This window comes from Polaribacter sp. PL03 (assembly GCF_033875165.1).
Classification (GTDB): Bacteria; Bacteroidota; Bacteroidia; order Flavobacteriales; family Flavobacteriaceae; genus Polaribacter.
This window is the reverse complement of sequence record NZ_JAWZSV010000003.1, coordinates 39,720-57,685: the sequence shown is the minus strand read 5'-3', so window position 1 is coordinate 57,685 and position 17,966 is coordinate 39,720. Positions and strand designations below refer to the sequence as shown.

Genomic DNA, 17,966 nt, shown 5'->3' with positions numbered 1-17,966 from the left:
ATGGAATTCTTTAAAGGTTTAAAAATCGATTATAATGCAGGGAATAAAAACAACTACTTTGGTAGAATTTCTAAACTTGTAAATCAATATTGGCATCAGGACATAAAAGTTGCTAATATTGAAGATTTTAAAGTTGATAATTCTACAAATATAGGTTTGGTTGGGTATGTTTGTGATGAAGGTGTTCGAAGGAACCAAGGAAGAATTGGCGCAAGAAAAGGTCCGAAAAGCGTAAGAAATAAACTTGGTAAACTTCCAATTCATTTTGAAAATAAAACAATTACAGATTTTGGTGATGTCATTTGTGTTAACAATCATTTAGAAGATTGTCAAAAAGCACTTTCTAAAACCATTAGCAAATTAATTACCAATAACATTTTACCTATTGCCATTGGTGGCGGACATGATATTGCTTATGCTAGTTTTAACGGGATTAAAGATGCTCTAAAATCATCAGCAAAAAATAAAATAGGCATTATAAATTTTGATGCTCATTTCGATTTAAGAACTGTAGACACACAACCAAATTCTGGAACTCCATTCAATCAGATTTTATCAGAAAATAAAACGGCTAGTTACTTTGCAATCGGAATTCAGCAACAATCTAATACCAAAGAATTGTTTGAAACTGCAGCAGCAAATAAAGTTTCTTTTGTTTCTAGTTTCGAATGTGAAACCTTTAATGATAACTTAAAAAGAAAGTTAAATACTTTCATCGAAAAAGTAGATTATTTATACATTACAATAGATTTAGACGGCTTTTCTTCTGCTTATGCACCTGGTGTTAGTGCTCCTTCTCCACTCGGTTTTACACCTAATTTTGTGTATCAAGTTCTAACGTATTTATTACAAAGTAAAAAAGTAATTTCTTGTGATATTGCAGAATTAAACCCAGATTTAGATATTGACAATCATACAAGTAATTTAGCTGCAAGATTGGTAGACTTTATTGTTTTGAAGGCATAAAAAAACCTTTTAGATTTTACATCTAAAAGGTTTTTTATATTATAATAAAATAGATTTACTTCAACATTTGAAGATTACTTAATTCTTGATTCGTTAACTCTCTCCATCTACCTCTTGGTAAATTTTTCTTAGTTAATTCAGCAAAAATAACTCTATCTAATTTACTTACCTTGTAACCAAGGTGTTCAAAAATCTTACGTACAATTCTATTTCTACCAGAGTGAATTTCAATTCCTACTTCAGACTTTGGTTGTCCATCTACATAAGAAATAGCATCAATAAATACTTTTTTACCCTCGATAATTACTTCTCCACGTAATTTTTCTAAATCTTTTAAATCTAGTTTTCTATCTAAAGAAGCGTGGTATAATTTACGTACATTATGTTTTGGGTGTGTTAACTTTTTTGCTAAATCCCCATCATTCGTAAACAATAACAAACCAGTAGTATTTCTATCTAAACGCCCAACAGGATAAATTCTTTCCTTTGATGCATCAGATATTAAATCCATAACTGTTTTTCTACCACGTTCATCGTCCATGGTAGTTATGTAATTCTTAGGTTTGTTTAATAAAATATATCTTTTTTGTTCTGGTGTAATACTTGTTCCATCAAAACGTACAATATCATCTGGCTGTACTTTGTACCCCATTTCTGTAACTAACTTTCCATTTACTTCAACACTACCATGCTCGATATATGTATCTGCTTCACGCCTAGAACACATACCAGAATTGGCAATGTATTTATTTAAACGGATTCCTGTAGATTCGTCAGATTTTGGAGCTTCTTTAATTTTGGTAAAAGTTTTCTTAGGACTCTTTCTACTTAAAGGTGTGCTCTTTTTACTTGAAGAACTACTTTTTCTACTTAGAGGAGTACTTTTTTTACCGTCTTGTCGTCCTCTCGACGAGTTATTATTTGAATTCATTATAAAAATTTTTGCAAAGGTAGTTATATTCTTGAATTCTAGTTCAATCTATTAATCACTTTATCTAACAATAGTGAAGTATCAATAAAAATTAAACATAAGACACCAATAAATAATAAGAGTTTTAAAATATTATGTAGTGTTCTATAGTCATTTCTTGTTTTAGATGTCCAAAGAGAAAAACCAACAAACAACAAGACTATTAAAGCAAAATAGAAATAATAGCGCATGTAACTTAACGCTGGGTAACTAAATAAAATTGAAATAGGAATAATAGTAAAAATTAATAATAGGATTGATAATTGTTTTGTTTTCTTTTCTCCATAAACCACAGGAAACGTATTGTAATTATTAGCAATTGCACCTTTTATATTTTGTAAATCTTTTATTAACTCGCGAACCATAATTACTAAAAACAAGAAACTTGCATGAAACAATATCATTATAGAAAAGTTACCGAAGTAAACAAAAACTGCAAAAAAAGGTAAAACAGTAAGCACAGTAGCAGAAACTACACCTAAAAACGGGTGCTTTTTTAATTTATGCGAATAAAACCAGATTGCAAAAATAAACATTGCAAAAAACAATGCTGCTCTCCAAGAAATTAGAATTCCGAAGCAAAAACCAATAAAATTTAAAAGAAAATACAATCTTAATTTAGTAGATTGCTTTATGTAATTATCTAACCCAGCTTTTACAGGTCTGTTAATCTTATCTACTTTAGCATCATAGAAATTATTTATAATATAACCACCAGCAATTACAAAAACTGAAGCTAAAACTAAAAAGAATAAATGTAAATCGAAAACAACATCTTTTAGAGATTTTGTTGGCGAAAAAATAAAAATAGCTGCTAAGTATTGAGCAAATATTAAAACCAAAATATTATAACCTCTTACAGCAGAAAACAAACTAAGAAATTTAAGTGTTATTCTTTTTGCCTTTGAAATACTCATAAAACGCTTTAAAATCTATAAACTAATTCTAGTTTATAATCTTTTAAACTTTTTTGAGCTTTAGCAAAATCTTCTGTAAAACCTAAAATATAACCACCTCCGCCAGAACCACATAATTTTAAATAGTAGTCGTTTGTAGAAAGGCCTTTTTCCCATACCTTATGAAAAGCAGCAGGAATCATTGGTTTAAAGTTTGTTAAAACAATTTTAGATAATGATTTTACATTACCAAATAAAGATTTAACGTTTCCTTGTAAGAAATCTTCAATACAGGCATCTGTTGTTGTAGAAAATTCTTCGCTAATCATTTTTCTAAAACCTTCGTTTTTCATCTTGTTCATAAAGATGTTTACCATAGGTTCTGTTTCACCAATTTGTTCAGAATCTAATAAAAACACAGCTCCTTTACCTTCCTTTTGTGAAGGAATTCCTGCGGGCTCTACGTTGTCTTTAGAATTAATTAATATTGGTAAACTTAAATAACTATTTAGAGGATCTAAACCAGAACTTTTACCATGAAAAAAAGATTCCATTAAAGCAAAAACTGATTTTAAATTTAATAATTTATCTCTGGTTAAATTTTCTAATACTGTTATTTTATCTGAAGCATACTTGTCATAAATAGATGCTACTAAAGCACCAGAACTACCTACACCATAACCTTGTGGTATTGAAGAATCGAAATACATTCCTTCTTCAACATCCTTTTTAAAAGCCATTAAATTAAATGAAACAATATCTGTTTTTAAATTAGATAAATAAATGTAAAAACGATGTAAGTTCTCATTAGATTTTAATGATTTTCCCGAAAGGTTTTCTGAAGTTTTTAAAGCTCCTCTGTATGCATTAAAAGGTATTGCTAATCCTTTAGAATCTTTTATAATTCCGTATTCTCCAAACAGCAAAATTTTAGCGTAAAATAATGGTCCTTTCATAGTTTTCTTCATAACGTTACAAAAATACAACTTTCTAAGTTAACAAATCTTTATTAATTATTCTTATAAAAAGTTTTCCAAACACCTGTTTTTTCGCCCTTTACGTACTTTCCTTTTTCTTTTATTTTACCTCTTTTAGAATACATCTTCCACATGCCATCTCTAAGTCCGTTTTCAAATACACCGGTAGTTTCTACTTCGCCAGTTGTATAAAACTGTACATATTTACCTTGCTTCTTTCCTTCAATAAAATATATTTCTTTTGCTTTTTCACCAGAAATATAAAAGTCTACAACAAGTTGCTGCTCTTTCTTATCTTTCGAAAAAACTCTATAATAAACAGCTTTTTCTTTAGTTGTACTGTTTTCATTTGCGTCTAACCACTTTTTTTCTTGAGCAGAAAGCTTAGATAAAGAAAAACAACTAATAAATAAAAACATTAAAATAATTCTCATAAAACATTGTTTTAAATTATATTTTTTTCGCACCAAAACCTACAGAATCATAAATAAACTGCTTATTCTGGCAGTAATTTGCTAATTCGTTTTCTATAAAATTATTCACAGAGTCCTTCTCATTCTCTGGATATAACACATGTACATTTGCGCCTGCATCTAAAGTAAAACAAATATTACTTTTATTTTCTGCTCTATATTTCCAAATTTTATTAATAATTTCTAATGTATTTGGTTTCATCAAAATAAAATAAGGATTGCTTGTCATCATCATTGCATGCAACGTTAATGCTTCACTTTCTACTAAACTTACAAATGCTTCTAGATCTCCATTTTGAAGGATTTCTGAAATTTTACCTAAGTTATCATTTGCTTGCGTAAAACGACTTTCTGCATACGGATGATTGTGCATTAAATTATGCCCAACGGTACTAGAAACAACTTTTTCTCCTTTATCTACCAATAAAATTGCGTCTTGGTAATTTTTAAAAACTGAATGTACTTTGTAAGGAAATTGAACTCCGAATAAATCTGAACTTTCCGCTATTTCTGGGTGATTTCCCCAAACAACCAAAGGACCTTCTATACTTCTACTTGCACTTCCAGAACCTAAACGTGCTAAAAAAGAAGCTTTTTTATTAATAAATTCTTGAGTTATACTTGGGTTTAATTCATTCTCTAAACTCATTAAACACATTGCAATGGCACTTAAACCACTTGCAGAAGAAGCTATTCCGCTAGAATGAGGAAAAGAATTCTCTGAATTGATTGTCATCTTATAATTAAAAATATAAGGACAATATTCTTGTACTCTTTTAAAAAATTCTGCAATTTTAGGTTTAAATTCTTCCTTTTCTTTTCCTTCAAAAAACAAATCGAATTTCACTTCTGCCGTTCTTTCTATTTTAGAAAACGCTATAGTAGTAATGGTATGGCAATTATTTAAAGTAAAACTAATAGAAGCATTCTTAGGCATTTGAGGATTACTTTTTCCCCAATATTTTACCAATGCAATATTACTAGGTGTTTGCCAAGTAAAATTTGCTTTTTCTATATTTTCTGTAAGTATTTCTGGAATAAATTGTGCTGTATTCAATATCTAAAATTTGCATCAAAGATAAAACTATTTCTATGAAATTTCTGTCAACTTTTTAAGTACATTTTCTTTATACGTTCTACTTATAGGAATTGCATTTTTACCAATTTCTATAAATTCATTAGTATATGAAGCTGCTTTATTAAGATTTACAATATAAGATCTATGAATTCTTAGAAAATTCTTAGCTGGTAATTTTGTTTCTATATTACTAATTGTTTCTCTTGTTGTAATTATTTTATCTGTTACATAGATTTTTATATAATCAGACAAACTTTCTATGTAGAAAATTTCATCAAAATTAATTTTAACCATTTTCCTATCAGAACGAACAAAAACAAAATCGTTTTTAATAGTATTTTCTACAATTTTCACATCGCTTTCTATAACCGAAATTCCTTGAAAAAACTTGTTGACAGCTTGTAAAAATCGATCGAAAGCAATTGGTTTTAGTAAATAATCTACTGCTTGTAAATCGAAACCATCTATAGCATATTCTCTATAAGCTGTTGTAAAAATAATTTTAGAATTCTGGTTAATTGATTTTGCTAAAGATAAACCAGATACATCTGGCATATTAATATCTAGAAAGAATAAATCTATATGTTGTGAGTTTACAATTTCGAATGCTTCCATGGCATTTTTGCAACTTTTCACCAAAATTAAATTCGGAATTTTAGCCACAAAAGATTCTATTATCTTTCTTGCAACTGGCTCATCATCTACAATAACACAATTAACAGTATTCATCTTAAAGCTATTTATTTTTATAATTTTAGATTAAAAGAAATTGAGGTTCCTCTTCATACGTTCCTCTTTCTGTCGAAAAGACAAACTGGGAGGAAAAAGCCTCCAAAACTTGTCACTTCGAACAGCGTAAGAAGTCACATAACAGTTATAACAAAACGTTGAGTGACATTATCTGATTTCTCCTACAAAGGTAGAAAAGACACTATTTATTAAAATTCAATTTTTAAGGACACTTTAAACGCATCTTTTTTATCAACTATTTCTAGTTGATATTTTTCTGGATATAACATTTCTAAACGTTTTTTAATATTAACTAAACCAATTCCTTCATTTGTTTCTTCTTTTTTAGTAGATGAATTTACAACTTCGAAAAACAAGTAATTATTTTCTATTTTTAAATGAATATCAACTTTCAAAACCCCATCAATAATTTCTCCATGTTTAAAACTATTTTCTACAAAAGGAATTAATAACATTGGAGGAATCTGAAGATTATCGTTTAGATTCTCTTTACTAAAACTCACTTTTAGAGTATCATGAAAACGCATCTTTTCTAATGAAATATAATCTTCTAAATGATTTATTTCGTCCAATAAAGAAACTTTTGGTTTTTCTACTTGATATAATATATAATCTAGCAAATTAGATAATTTTAAAATCATTTCTGGCGCTTCTTCTGCTTTCTGAAGTGCAAAACCATAAATAGTATTTAAAGAATTAAATAAAAAATGTGGATGAATTTGCATTTTTAAAAACTTTAATTCTTGTTCTTTCAATTGCAATTGTGTTTGTAGAAATTTGGTTTTTAAATCTTCATTTTTCTTTTGATCTAAATAATTGAATACCATTAAGCCAATAACAATAGCAAAAAGTATAATTAAATAGGTACCAAAAACTATATAAGGCAAACCTTTTGTTAAAGGAATAACGGTTTGATTCCCAGACTTATCTAAAAAAATAAAACCAAATAAAATTGATAAAATTATAGCGCAATTAGCAATTATAAATGTATAAATACCGTAGAGAATAAATAAAAAGTATTTCTTTTTTTGAAGATAGTTCGGAAATAAATAATATAAAAAAAAATAACTAGCAGTAATTGTACTTGGCATTAAAAACCATGAAAATGAATTTACATAATTAATATTAAAGCTTCCATAACCAAGAAAATAAGTGTAAAAAAAATAAACTACTATCCAAAAAAATAAATGAAAAAGTACGGTTAGTAGTAATTTAATATATGTGTTCATCCTTTTTAATAATTTACCAATATCATGTATTTTTTAATACCTCACTTTTTTTTGAGGCAAAATACCCGAAAACTAACCTTTTCTACCAAATTAAGTTATTTTTGTTAAAAGCTGCAATTAATTAGTAGTTTAGTCATATAATATATTCAACCATCGTTTTTAAAAGTATTAGAGGTGAATTTAAAATATATTTGATTCATATTAATAACTAAAATAACTTATTATGAAATTATTACCTATGAATTTATTGAACGATGGTGGTCCATTATTTATGTATACAATTTTAATTACCTTAATTATTTGTATTGTATTAATTATAAAAGTTTTTATTAAGAATGATAAAAATGAAAAAGGATTAAAATTAATTAAATCCGTAAGTTTATTTGCTTTAGTATGGGGTTTTTTAGGAATGATGCTTGGTTTAATAGGAGCATTTGACGCTATTTCTATTTCCTCGGGGTTCTCTAACCAAATCTTAGCAGGTGGATTAAAAATAGCTTTACTTTCTCCTGCTTTTGGTATGCTAACTTTTTTAGTTGCACGTATAGGTATTATTGGTTTAATTCTAAAAGAAAAATAAATAAACATCTTTATTATTAAAGTTATTACCCATTTCATTAATTATGAAATGGGTATTTTTGCATTGTATGCAAACTAAAAAAGTTTTTTTATTACTAAATGGCGAAGTTCCAAAAAAACTACCTATTCTCTCTCAGTATGAAGTTATTTGTGCTACAGATGGTGCTTATCAATATTTAAAACAACAAAAAATTACACCTCATTTTATTTCTGGTGATTTCGATTCTCTAGAAAATATTCCGAAGGAAATAGAAGTTATAGAAACACCAGACCAAAACTTTACAGATTTTGATAAAATACTTAAAATCTTATTTAAAAAAGGTTTTAAAAATATAGATGTTTTTGGAGCAAGCGGAAAGGAACAAGATCATTTTTTAGGAAATCTAAATACCGTTATTCAATGGAAAGAAAAATTAAAACTTACTTTTTTCGACAACCATGGATATTACTTTTTAGCAGACAACAATACAGTAGTTAAAAACTGTAAAGACAAAACGGTTTCTTTAATTCCGTTTCCAGAAACTAAAGGAATTACAACAAGTGGCCTACAATATTCTTTAGATAAAGAAGATTTAGTTTTTGGCAAGAGAATAGGAACTAGAAATAAAGCAATAGAAAATAAAATAGAAATCAGTTTTAAAGCGGGTACCTTATTTATTTTTATAAATGATTAAATTATGAGTAGAAAGATAAAATTATTGTGGGATTTTAGAGGTGAAGATGGCAAAGAAACAGCTAAACACCATACAATTCACTTAAGAGAATTTGCCAATTTAGAAAAATTAAATTTTCATGAAATTGATATTGTAGAAATAAATCCTATGTTATCTTCAGCATTTATTATTGTTGATGAAATAAATATGAAAACATTTAGAGATGCATTAAAACCACATAGAGGAGAAATAGCAGAGTAAAATACGTTTACAAAATCTTTTTATAGAGAAGCTGTTTCTAAAAATTCATAGTTACACCAAAACTTTGCGGCGTAACTTGCAAGTCCCAAGCTACCTTTTTTTGCTTTCTTTTGTCATTGTATTTCTCATCGTATTTGGTATCTAAAAACCTATCTATTGCTTCTACAATAAAAATACTAATTGCTGTTGAAAAAGCAACGTCAGAAATCCAATGAAAACGATCTATAATTCTAGCTATTCCTGGTAAAGAACCAATTGTATACAAACCTGCTTTTACCCAAGGACTATCAAAGTTTTTTGCTATTGCATATGCATTTGTAAAACCTAACATTGTGTGCCCAGAAGGAAAAGAATCATAATTAAAAACTCTATCTATATGAAACGGATCGAAAGAGCTTTTACCTACATCTACTCTTGGTCTTGCTCTACCAATTATTCTTTTAGATATTTGTTGTAATAAACCAGAAGCTGCTGCAGAAGAAATTAATAAGACACCAGTTCTTCTTAATTTTGGGTCGTCTGTAAACAAACCTGTTAAGTAAACGGCACCTGTTAGCATAAAATTATTATTCGGGCTTCCAATATCGTTCCCGTAGTTTGTTAACCAACGTGGCACATCATTTCGCCAACCATTTGCCCAAGTATCTACATTGTCATCTATTGTATACAAAGCAGCAGTTCCTGCAGCTACATAGCCAAATTCTGCAAACTGTTTCTTTTTCCAATGCAATGGTCTTGTATAGGCATATCCCATACCACCTGCCATATTACCTAAATCGTAAGTAAGTTTTTCCCACGAGTTTCTGTCTTTTTTTAAATTTAGGTTTATCGATTTATTCTGACAATAAGTTAAACTAAAACCTAAAATAAATAAAAGTGTAATTAATTTCTTCATTTATAAATATATTGAAATTTTATTGATAAAACTATCTTAGAAATTTTAAGCCTGTTCTAAAAACTAAAAATTTACTTTAAAAACTTACAAACTTCACTGTAAAATTGTTTTGCATTTTCGGCGTGTAACCAATGACCTGCATTTTTAATTTCTATAATTTTAGAACTTGGAAAATGTGCTTCTATAATTGCTTCTTCATTTTCTGTAATATAATCAGATTTTTCTCCTTTTAAAAACAACGTATCGTTTTCATAAACAGTAAAAGAAGGTAAAGCTTCACCAACTTCTGCGTTGTTTTTAGTAAGCGATTCTAAGTTGAAGCGAAAAGCAAGTTGCCCTTTCTCTTTCCAATAAACGTTTTTTAATAAAAATTGACGAACACCTAATTCTGGAATTAACCCTGCTAATTTTTTATCTACTTTTCCTCTAGAATTATCTACAGAAAAGTCTATCGAATTTAAACCTGCTAAAATGGCATTGTGATGTGGTTGATATTCTCTTGGAGAAATATCTACAATAATTAATTTTTTAACTAAATCTGGGTATGTAACTGCAAATAACATTGCCGTTTTGCCGCCCATAGAATGCCCAATTATATAAACTTTTTCTAATTTATAAAACTGAATATAACGATATAAATCTTCTACTAGAACCTCATAATTAAATTCATCTTCATGAAAACTTCTACCGTGGTTTCTTTGATCTATTAAATGAGCCTGAAAGGCTTCTGAAAATTGATTTCCTAACGTTTTCCAATTATCAGACATTCCAAAATAACCGTGTAAAATTAATAACGGTATTCCTTCACCTTTTATAGTTGAATGTAAAATTAGATTATTTGTCATTTTTCTTCTTTTAATGCGTTTAAAATAATAGAACTAAAAACTATTTCATTTTATGTAAATACATATTTACAACATTTTCTAAACCTAAATACAAACTCTCTGCAATTAATGCATGCCCAATAGAAACTTCTGCCAAATTAGGAATATTATCTTTGAAAAATTTAATATTATCTAAGCTTAAATCATGTCCTGCATTAATACCTAAACCTAATTTATGTGCTAAAATAGCAGCTTCTGTATATGGTTTTATTGCTTCTTTATTTCCTAAATGAAACTGTGTAGCAAATTCCTCTGTGTATAATTCTATTCTGTCTGTTCCTGTTTTTGCAGCAGCTTCAATTAGTTTTAAATCTGTATCAATAAAAATAGAAGTTCTAATACCATTTTGTTGAAATTCTTTAACAACTTCTTGCAAAAAAGATTGATGATTTATAGTATCCCAACCTGCATTAGAAGTAATTGCATGAATAGAATCTGGTACTAAAGTAACTTGTGTTGGTTTTGTTTCTAAAACTAAATCAATAAAAGATTTAATAGGGTTTCCTTCTATATTATATTCTGTTTTTACAACAGAAACTAAATCTCTAGCATCTTGGTATCTAATGTGTCTTTCATCTGGTCTTGGGTGAATTGTAATTCCTTGCCCACCAAAACTTTCTATATCTGCAGCAACTTTTAATAAATTTGGCACATTTCCGCCACGAGAGTTTCTTAAAGTTGCTATTTTATTAATATTTACACTTAACTTTGTCATTGTCTAAAATTAGACTACAAAGATAAATTATTAAATCATTTTATCCTATATTCGTAAAGCATGAATATTACAGACTACATACTAAATGAAATAAAACCATTAAGCTTAAAAAGTAGTGTAAAAACTGCTAAAAAGTTGTTTGATAATTTTCCGATCACACATTTTGCTGTGGTAGAAAACAATAAAATACTAGGCTGTTTTGCCCAAGATGATATTCAAACAATAGAAAATAAGACTGATGAATTAGTTGCTTACACACATTTGCTAAATTCTTTTTTTGCAGATGACAAAGCTACTGTTTTAGAACTTTTAAAAATTTTTGCAGATAATGACACTACTATTATTCCTGTAATTAACAAAGAAAAGGACTATATAGGTTATTATGATTTGTGTGATGTTTTAGATGTTTTTTCTACAAGCCCATTTATGATTGAAGATAGTGAAACCTTAATTATAGAAAAATTAGAGGATGATTATTCTATGAGTGAAGTAACACAAATTGTAGAATCTAACGGAGGTAAATTACTAGGTTTGTATATTTCTGAAAAACAACAAAGTTTAGTTCAAATTACACTTAAAGTTAAGGCAGAAGATATTCACGAAATTATGCATACGTTTAGAAGGTATGATTATAAAATAATTTCTACTCATGAAAACGACATTTATCTAGAAGATTTAAAAAACAGATCTGACTATTTACAGAGATATTTAGAAATGTAATTTTTAAACAAAGAAATACATCAATAAAAAGTAATAAAAAATTAAAACATTTTATAGGTTTGAAAAAAGTAGCAGTTTACGGACAATCTTATTCCATTTCAGCAGAAAGAGAAATTAAAATTCTTTTAGCTATTCTAGAAAAGAATAATATTGTTTGTTTTATAGAAGAGAAGTTTTATAATTTATTAGTTGAAGGCGATATTTTAACTAAAAAATATCCTACATTTTCTCATTTTAATGATTTAGACGATTCTTTTGACCTTATGTTTACCTTAGGTGGCGATGGTACAATTTTAAGAGCAGTAACCTATATAAGAGATTTAGGAATACCAATGTTAGGTATAAATACTGGCCGTTTAGGATTCCTTGCAACAATCAACAAAAAAACAATAACAGAAAGTGTAGAATTAATATTAAAAGGAGAATATTCTGTACAAGAAAGAACCCTTTTATCTATAAAAACAACACCAAAAACAGAAGAATTTTCTGAACTTAATTTCGCATTAAACGAAGTTACAATTGCAAGAAAAAACACAACTTCTATGATTGGTGTAAGAACTAATTTAAATAATGATTATTTAACTAATTATTGGGCAGACGGTTTAATAATTGCTACACCAACAGGTTCTACAGGTTATTCTTTAAGTTGTAATGGCCCTGTAATTTCACCAGATTCTAAAAATTTAGTAATTACACCAATTGCACCACACAATTTAAATGCTAGATCTATGGTTATTTCCGATGAAACTTCTATTCAATTAGAAGTAGATTCTAGGGAAAAAGAATTTTTAATTTCATTAGACTCTAGAATTACTACAGTTGCAGAAAACACAAAAGTTTTTATAGAAAAAGCAGCATTTACAATTAAAAGTATCATTCCTAATAATCAATCTTTTTTACAAACATTACGTAGTAAATTATTATGGGGAGAAGACACTAGAAATGAAACTAATCTTTAATGAACACAAACAATAAAAAGGCTTAAAAGTTGTTATTCAAAAAAGACTGAGTATTAACTTTATAAAGCAAATTGAAATTCCTATATTTGCTCGCCATTTTTTAGAATGAAAAAAAGTATATTATTTATCGTATTTATTAGCTTTTCCTCAATAACATTAGGTCAAGTATATGAACTAGGCCTCTCTTTAGGAGGCACAAACTATGTTGGAGACATTGGTAGAACGAACTACATTTACCCAAATCAACTAGCAGGTAACGTATTTTTTAAATACAACTACAACCCTAGAATTGCATTAAAAGGAACTTTTTCTTATTTACCAATAAAAGGAGAAGACGCAGATGCCGACACCGATTTTAGAAGAAATAGAAATTTAAACTTCTCTAATACAATTAATGAAGTTGCACTAGGAATGGAATATAATTTCTATGAATATGACATTTCATCTGAAGACAAAAGCTGGACACCTTATATATTAATAGAACTTGCTGCATTTAATTACTCTTACGTTTCAGGACAAAATACGGTAGGAGAAGATATTTTTGACAAAAAAACAACATTTGCAGTACCAATTGGTATTGGCTTTAAGTCTAAACTAGCAGGTAACTTTGCTTTTGCTTTAGAAACAAAATTTAGATATACTTTTGAAGATGATTTAGATTATGTTTCAGAAAATGATCTAACTTTAAATATAGAAGGAAATAGTAATGATTGGTATATGTTTACAGGAGTATCTTTAATATACACCTTTGGTAGACCCGCTTGTTACACAACTGGATTATAAAAAAATATGGATAAAAAACTAAGTATCGATTTACAAAGAGTGCCAAAACACGTTGCTATTATTATGGATGGCAATGGCCGTTGGGCAAAAGGTAAAGGGATGAATAGAATTTTTGGCCACAGAAATGCATTAACTGCCGTTAGAGAATCTGTAAAAGCAGCCTCTCAAGTAAATATAGAAGCAATAACTTTATATGCTTTTTCTACAGAAAACTGGAACCGACCAAAACTAGAAGTAGACGCTTTAATGAGTTTACTTATTAATTCTTTGAAAAAAGAATTACCCGAGTTTATGAAAAATGGCGTTAGAGTAAATGCTATTGGTTTAATTACCAGCCTTCCAAAAAAAGCTCAAAAAGTTTTAGCAGACGTTATTTCTCAAACAAAAGACAATACAGAAATTGTATTAACTTTTGCTTTAAGCTATGGTTCTCGAGAAGAAATTGTTAACACAATTAAAAATATATCTAAAAAAGTTGTTAATAAAGAGCTTAATATTGAAGAAATTAATGAAAATACTATAAATAACCATTTATATACGTTTAATTTGCCCGACGTTGATTTAATGATAAGAACTAGTGGAGAACAACGCATTAGTAATTTCTTATTGTGGCAAATGGCATATGCTGAATTATATTTTACAGATATACTTTGGCCAGATTTTAGAGAAGAGCATTTTTACGATGCAATCATAGATTATCAGAATAGAGAACGAAGATTTGGAAAAACAAGCGAACAAATTACAGAATAAATTTTATATGAAGTTATTTTCTGCAGTAGTAGTGTTTATAGCACTATTTTCTACTTACAATGTAAGTGCACAAGTTAAAAATGATAGTTTATCTGTAATTAAAAAAGACACAATTCCTAAAAAGGCTGTTTCTTTTGAAAAAGGAAAAGAATACATTTTAGGAGGTATTTCTGTTACTGGACTTAAAAAATTTAGTGAAGAAACCGTTAGAGTTTTTACTGGTCTTAGATACGGACAGACAATTAAACTTCCTGGTGATAAGCTTACAAGTGCTATCAAAAAATTATACGAAAGTGAACAATTTAGCGATGTAGATGTCTATTTAGCAAAAATAGATGGCAACACTATATACCTTCAATTAGATGTTAAAGAACTTCCACAATTAAACCAAGTAAAAATTAGCGGAGTTAAAAGATCTAAAGCAAAGGAACTTAAAAAAGAAGCCGAATTAAACTTGGGTAAAATGGTAACAGATAATCTTCTGGTTACCACAAAAAATTACTTCACAAAAAAATATACAGACAAAGGTTTCTTAAAAACTAAAGTCTCTTTAGATGTACAAAAAGACACCTCAGACGTTAACATTGTTAACATGGCTGTTTTTATCGATAAAGGAAAAAAAATTAAAGTAAAAGACATTAACTTTAATGGTAATGACGCACTTTCTGGGAAAAAACTTAGAAAGACAATGAAGAATACCAAAGAAAAGTTTTTTGGTCGTTTTTGGAAAGGTTCTAAGTATATAGAAGAAGAATACCAACAAGATCTTGAAAAAATACTAGATAAATACAGTAGATTAGGTTACAGAGATGCACGTATTTTAAAGGAAGGTATTTCTTGGAATGAAGATAATACAATAGATATTAATATCGATTTAGAAGAAGGTAGACAATACCGTTTTGCAGAAATATTGTTTGTTGGTAACAAAGAGTATACAGATGACCAATTGCGTCAAATATTAAGAATAGACAAAGGAGATGTTTATAATGGAGCTGTTTTAGAAGAACGTGTTAATGGAGATGGTTCGCCAACATCTTTTGATATTTCTTCTGAATACCAAAATAATGGTTACTTATTTTCTCAAGTAAATGCAGTAGAAACAAGAGTTAAAAACGATTCTATTACTGTAGAAATAAGAATTAGAGAAGACGAGAAAGCACGTATTAAAAAAGTAACAGTAACTGGTAACGACAAAACAAATGACCATGTAATCTTTAGAGAATTACGTGTAAAACCTGGAGATTTATTTAGTAGAAGAGAAATTATTAGATCTATTAGAGAAATTGGCCAATTAGGTTTTTTCGATCAAAATGTAACGCCAGACGTTGTACCAAATTACCAAGATAAGACTACAGATATTAACTTTAATGTAATTGAAAAAGGTGGAAGCCAGATAGAATTACAAGGTGGTTATGGTGGTGGTTCTTTTATTGGAACTTTAGGGTTATCTTTTAATAACTTTTCTATAAAAAACATTTTTAATAAAGATGCATACAAACCATTACCTACAGGAGATGGTCAGAAATTATCTTTAAGACTTCAATCTAGTAGAACCTATAATACCTATAGTTTTTCTTTTACAGAACCATGGTTTGGTGGTAAAAAACCAAAATCATTATCATTCTCTGTATATCAATCTAATCAGTTTCAATTAGACCCGCAAACATTTGATGTTGATAAAAGTAGAAAATTAGGTATCACAGGAGCTTCTATAGGATTAGGACAACGTTTAAAATGGCCAGATGATTTCTTTCAATTATCTCAAACAATTTCTTACCAGAGTTTTCAGTTGAAGAATTATGGTTTTAGAGTTGGAGATAATATATTAAACAATGGTACTTTAAACAACTTATCATACAATATAAACCTTAGTAGAAGTTCTGCAGGACCAAGTTTAATCTTCCCAACTTATGGATCAGAATTCTCTTTTGGTATTAAAGCAACACTTCCATATTCATTATTTACGGATAAAGATTATACAGAACCAGATAATTTAACAGCAGAAGAGCAAAATGATTTCTTAGCAGATAAATTTAAATGGTTAGAATACTACAAATTAAATGCAAAAGGTAAATGGTATACAGCTTTTACAGATAAATTAGTTTTAATGACTAATGCAGAAATGGGATATTTAGGGTTTTATAGCAATAAGTTAGGCCAAACACCATTTGAACGTTATTTTGTTGGTGGAGATGGTATTGCACAATTTCAATTAGACGGTAGAGAAACTGTTGGTTTAAGAGGTTATGAAAACAATGCATTATCTACTGTTTCTGGAGGAACGATATATAATAAATTTCAATTAGAACTTAGATACTCTATTACAGATGCTCCTTCTGCATCTATATACACATTAGGTTTCTTAGAAGCGGGTAACTCTTATGACAATTTTAGAACATTTAATCCGTTTAACTTAAAAAGGTCAGCTGGTTTAGGTGTAAGAATATTTATGCCTGCATTTGGATTATTAGGAATCGATTTTGCTCATGGTTTCGATCCATTACCAGGGCAAACAGAAAAATCTGGTTGGCAAACACATTTTATTATCGGAAGACAATTCTAAGAAAACTGTGCATTTGTAATGTCAAAAGTTTTTTTGGCACGGTTTTTTCTAAATACTTAACAAATGAAAAAAATATTTTTATTTACAGTTCTTTTATTTACGGTTAGTATTTCTTGGTCTCAAAGAAATCAAATTATTGCTTATATAGATATGGAATACATTCTAGAAAATGTTCCAGAATATTTAGAAGCTCAAAATACTTTGGATGAAAAAGTGGTTAAGTGGCGACAAAAATTAGATAAAGAAGCTAGGTTTATAGAAGTATTAAAAACAGATCTAGCAAATGAAAAGGCTATTCTTACGAAAGATCTTATAGAGGAGAAAGAAGAAGAAATTTCTTTAAAACAAGATGAATTAAGAAGATTAGAATCTTTATACTTTGGTCCTAAAGGAGATATGTTCTTGTTAAGAAAGCAATTAGTAAAGCCTATTCAAGATCAAGTTTACAATGCAATACAAAGTATTTCTGCTAGAAAAAAATATGATTTTGTTTTTGATAAATCTAGTGAGTTAGTAATGCTATATTCAAATAAAAAATACGATATTAGCGACCTCGTTTTAGGAACTATAGATAGAACAAGGTTAGTAGATGAAAAAACTGCTAAAAGAAAAGAGAGAAATGCTCCTAGAGAGCTTACTGATACACAAAAAGAGACTCTTGCAAAAAAAGAAGCCTCTGTTGCTAAAAGTATATCAGAAAAAAAAGCTAAAATAGAAGCTGCTGCAGAAAGAAGAAAAAATTTATTAAAAAAGAGAGACGAAAAAAGAGATTTGCTTAGAAAAAAGAAAGAAGCATTGAAAAAGAAAAAAGAAGACGCAAAGAAAGAGCAAGAAAAACAAGAAAATAATAATTAAATTAAAAACA

Annotated in this window: 20 protein-coding genes; 10 read left to right on the top strand and 10 right to left on the bottom strand. The window is 28.5% G+C overall.

Annotated features, from left to right (window positions below; translation table 11 throughout):
* On the top strand, window positions 1-966 hold the full coding sequence (gene hutG, locus SHK09_RS06400) for a formimidoylglutamase (protein ID WP_319809955.1): 966 nt from the start codon (window positions 1-3) through the stop codon (window positions 964-966).
* 55 nt (window positions 967-1,021) lie between these two features.
* Here hutG and SHK09_RS06395 read toward each other — a convergent pair whose 3' ends face one another.
* The 7 genes from SHK09_RS06395 to SHK09_RS06365 all read right to left on the bottom strand — a co-directional run bounded on the left by SHK09_RS06395 (window position 1,022) and on the right by SHK09_RS06365 (window position 7,339).
* Window positions 1,022-1,897 carry a pseudouridine synthase gene (locus SHK09_RS06395; protein WP_319809954.1) on the bottom strand — a complete coding sequence of 292 codons (876 nt, stop codon included), beginning with the start codon at window positions 1,895-1,897 and terminating at the stop codon, window positions 1,022-1,024.
* 38 nt (window positions 1,898-1,935) lie between these two features.
* Window positions 1,936-2,853: a geranylgeranylglycerol-phosphate geranylgeranyltransferase gene (locus tag SHK09_RS06390; RefSeq protein WP_319809953.1), complete on the bottom strand. Its 918-nt coding sequence runs from the start codon at window positions 2,851-2,853 to the stop codon at window positions 1,936-1,938.
* 8 nt (window positions 2,854-2,861) lie between these two features.
* The gene (locus SHK09_RS06385) at window positions 2,862-3,788 is read right to left on the bottom strand and encodes a mevalonate kinase (protein WP_319809952.1); all 927 of its coding nucleotides are present in this window, start codon (window positions 3,786-3,788) and stop codon (window positions 2,862-2,864) included.
* A 53-nt stretch (window positions 3,789-3,841) separates the two neighbouring features.
* Window positions 3,842-4,243 (bottom strand): hypothetical protein, encoded by a 402-nt coding sequence (locus SHK09_RS06380; protein WP_319809951.1) that lies wholly within the window; start codon window positions 4,241-4,243, stop codon window positions 3,842-3,844.
* Between the two features lie 16 nt (window positions 4,244-4,259).
* Entirely contained in the window at window positions 4,260-5,339 is a 1,080-nt protein-coding gene (locus SHK09_RS06375; RefSeq protein WP_319809950.1) for a diphosphomevalonate decarboxylase, read from the bottom strand.
* Window positions 5,340-5,372: 33 nt separating this feature from the next.
* Window positions 5,373-6,089: a LytTR family DNA-binding domain-containing protein gene (locus SHK09_RS06370; protein WP_319809949.1), complete on the bottom strand. Its 717-nt coding sequence runs from the start codon at window positions 6,087-6,089 to the stop codon at window positions 5,373-5,375.
* A 209-nt stretch (window positions 6,090-6,298) separates the two neighbouring features.
* Entirely contained in the window at window positions 6,299-7,339 is a 1,041-nt protein-coding gene (locus tag SHK09_RS06365) for a sensor histidine kinase (protein ID WP_319809948.1), read from the bottom strand.
* Window positions 7,340-7,562: 223 nt separating this feature from the next.
* Between SHK09_RS06365 and SHK09_RS06360 the strand changes: the two genes are divergently transcribed.
* The 3 genes from SHK09_RS06360 to SHK09_RS06350 all read left to right on the top strand — a co-directional run bounded on the left by SHK09_RS06360 (window position 7,563) and on the right by SHK09_RS06350 (window position 8,832).
* Window positions 7,563-7,919 carry a MotA/TolQ/ExbB proton channel family protein gene (locus SHK09_RS06360; RefSeq protein ID WP_319809947.1) on the top strand — a complete coding sequence of 119 codons (357 nt, stop codon included), beginning with the start codon at window positions 7,563-7,565 and terminating at the stop codon, window positions 7,917-7,919.
* Between the two features lie 67 nt (window positions 7,920-7,986).
* Complete coding sequence (locus SHK09_RS06355; RefSeq protein WP_319809946.1) at window positions 7,987-8,592, top strand: thiamine diphosphokinase; 606 nt, start codon at window positions 7,987-7,989, stop codon at window positions 8,590-8,592.
* Between the two features lie 3 nt (window positions 8,593-8,595).
* Window positions 8,596-8,832: a hypothetical protein gene (locus tag SHK09_RS06350; RefSeq protein WP_319809945.1), complete on the top strand. Its 237-nt coding sequence runs from the start codon at window positions 8,596-8,598 to the stop codon at window positions 8,830-8,832.
* A gap of 37 nt (window positions 8,833-8,869) precedes the next feature.
* Here the strand turns inward: SHK09_RS06350 and SHK09_RS06345 are convergent, their stop codons facing one another.
* The 3 genes from SHK09_RS06345 to SHK09_RS06335 all read right to left on the bottom strand — a co-directional run bounded on the left by SHK09_RS06345 (window position 8,870) and on the right by SHK09_RS06335 (window position 11,326).
* Window positions 8,870-9,727: a phosphatase PAP2 family protein gene (locus tag SHK09_RS06345; RefSeq protein WP_319809944.1), complete on the bottom strand. Its 858-nt coding sequence runs from the start codon at window positions 9,725-9,727 to the stop codon at window positions 8,870-8,872.
* Between the two features lie 71 nt (window positions 9,728-9,798).
* Window positions 9,799-10,572, bottom strand: a complete 774-nt coding sequence (locus tag SHK09_RS06340) for an alpha/beta fold hydrolase (RefSeq protein WP_319809943.1) — start codon at window positions 10,570-10,572, stop codon at window positions 9,799-9,801.
* Between the two features lie 40 nt (window positions 10,573-10,612).
* Window positions 10,613-11,326: a pyridoxine 5'-phosphate synthase gene (locus SHK09_RS06335; RefSeq protein ID WP_319809942.1), complete on the bottom strand. Its 714-nt coding sequence runs from the start codon at window positions 11,324-11,326 to the stop codon at window positions 10,613-10,615.
* A 60-nt stretch (window positions 11,327-11,386) separates the two neighbouring features.
* Between SHK09_RS06335 and SHK09_RS06330 the strand changes: the two genes are divergently transcribed.
* From SHK09_RS06330 to SHK09_RS06305, 6 genes are all read left to right on the top strand, one after another.
* Window positions 11,387-12,046: a CBS domain-containing protein gene (locus tag SHK09_RS06330; RefSeq protein ID WP_319809941.1), complete on the top strand. Its 660-nt coding sequence runs from the start codon at window positions 11,387-11,389 to the stop codon at window positions 12,044-12,046.
* 59 nt (window positions 12,047-12,105) lie between these two features.
* Window positions 12,106-13,005 carry an NAD kinase gene (locus tag SHK09_RS06325; protein WP_319809940.1) on the top strand — a complete coding sequence of 300 codons (900 nt, stop codon included), beginning with the start codon at window positions 12,106-12,108 and terminating at the stop codon, window positions 13,003-13,005.
* A 105-nt stretch (window positions 13,006-13,110) separates the two neighbouring features.
* Window positions 13,111-13,788, top strand: coding sequence for a DUF6089 family protein (locus tag SHK09_RS06320; protein ID WP_319809939.1), 678 nt, complete (start codon window positions 13,111-13,113; stop codon window positions 13,786-13,788).
* A gap of 6 nt (window positions 13,789-13,794) precedes the next feature.
* The gene (locus SHK09_RS06315; protein WP_319809938.1) at window positions 13,795-14,538 is read left to right on the top strand and encodes an isoprenyl transferase; all 744 of its coding nucleotides are present in this window, start codon (window positions 13,795-13,797) and stop codon (window positions 14,536-14,538) included.
* Between the two features lie 7 nt (window positions 14,539-14,545).
* Complete coding sequence (bamA, locus tag SHK09_RS06310) at window positions 14,546-17,101, top strand: outer membrane protein assembly factor BamA (RefSeq protein ID WP_319809937.1); 2,556 nt, start codon at window positions 14,546-14,548, stop codon at window positions 17,099-17,101.
* A 63-nt stretch (window positions 17,102-17,164) separates the two neighbouring features.
* Window positions 17,165-17,956, top strand: coding sequence for an OmpH family outer membrane protein (locus SHK09_RS06305; RefSeq protein ID WP_319809936.1), 792 nt, complete (start codon window positions 17,165-17,167; stop codon window positions 17,954-17,956).
* Window positions 17,957-17,966: the final 10 nt, after the last annotated feature.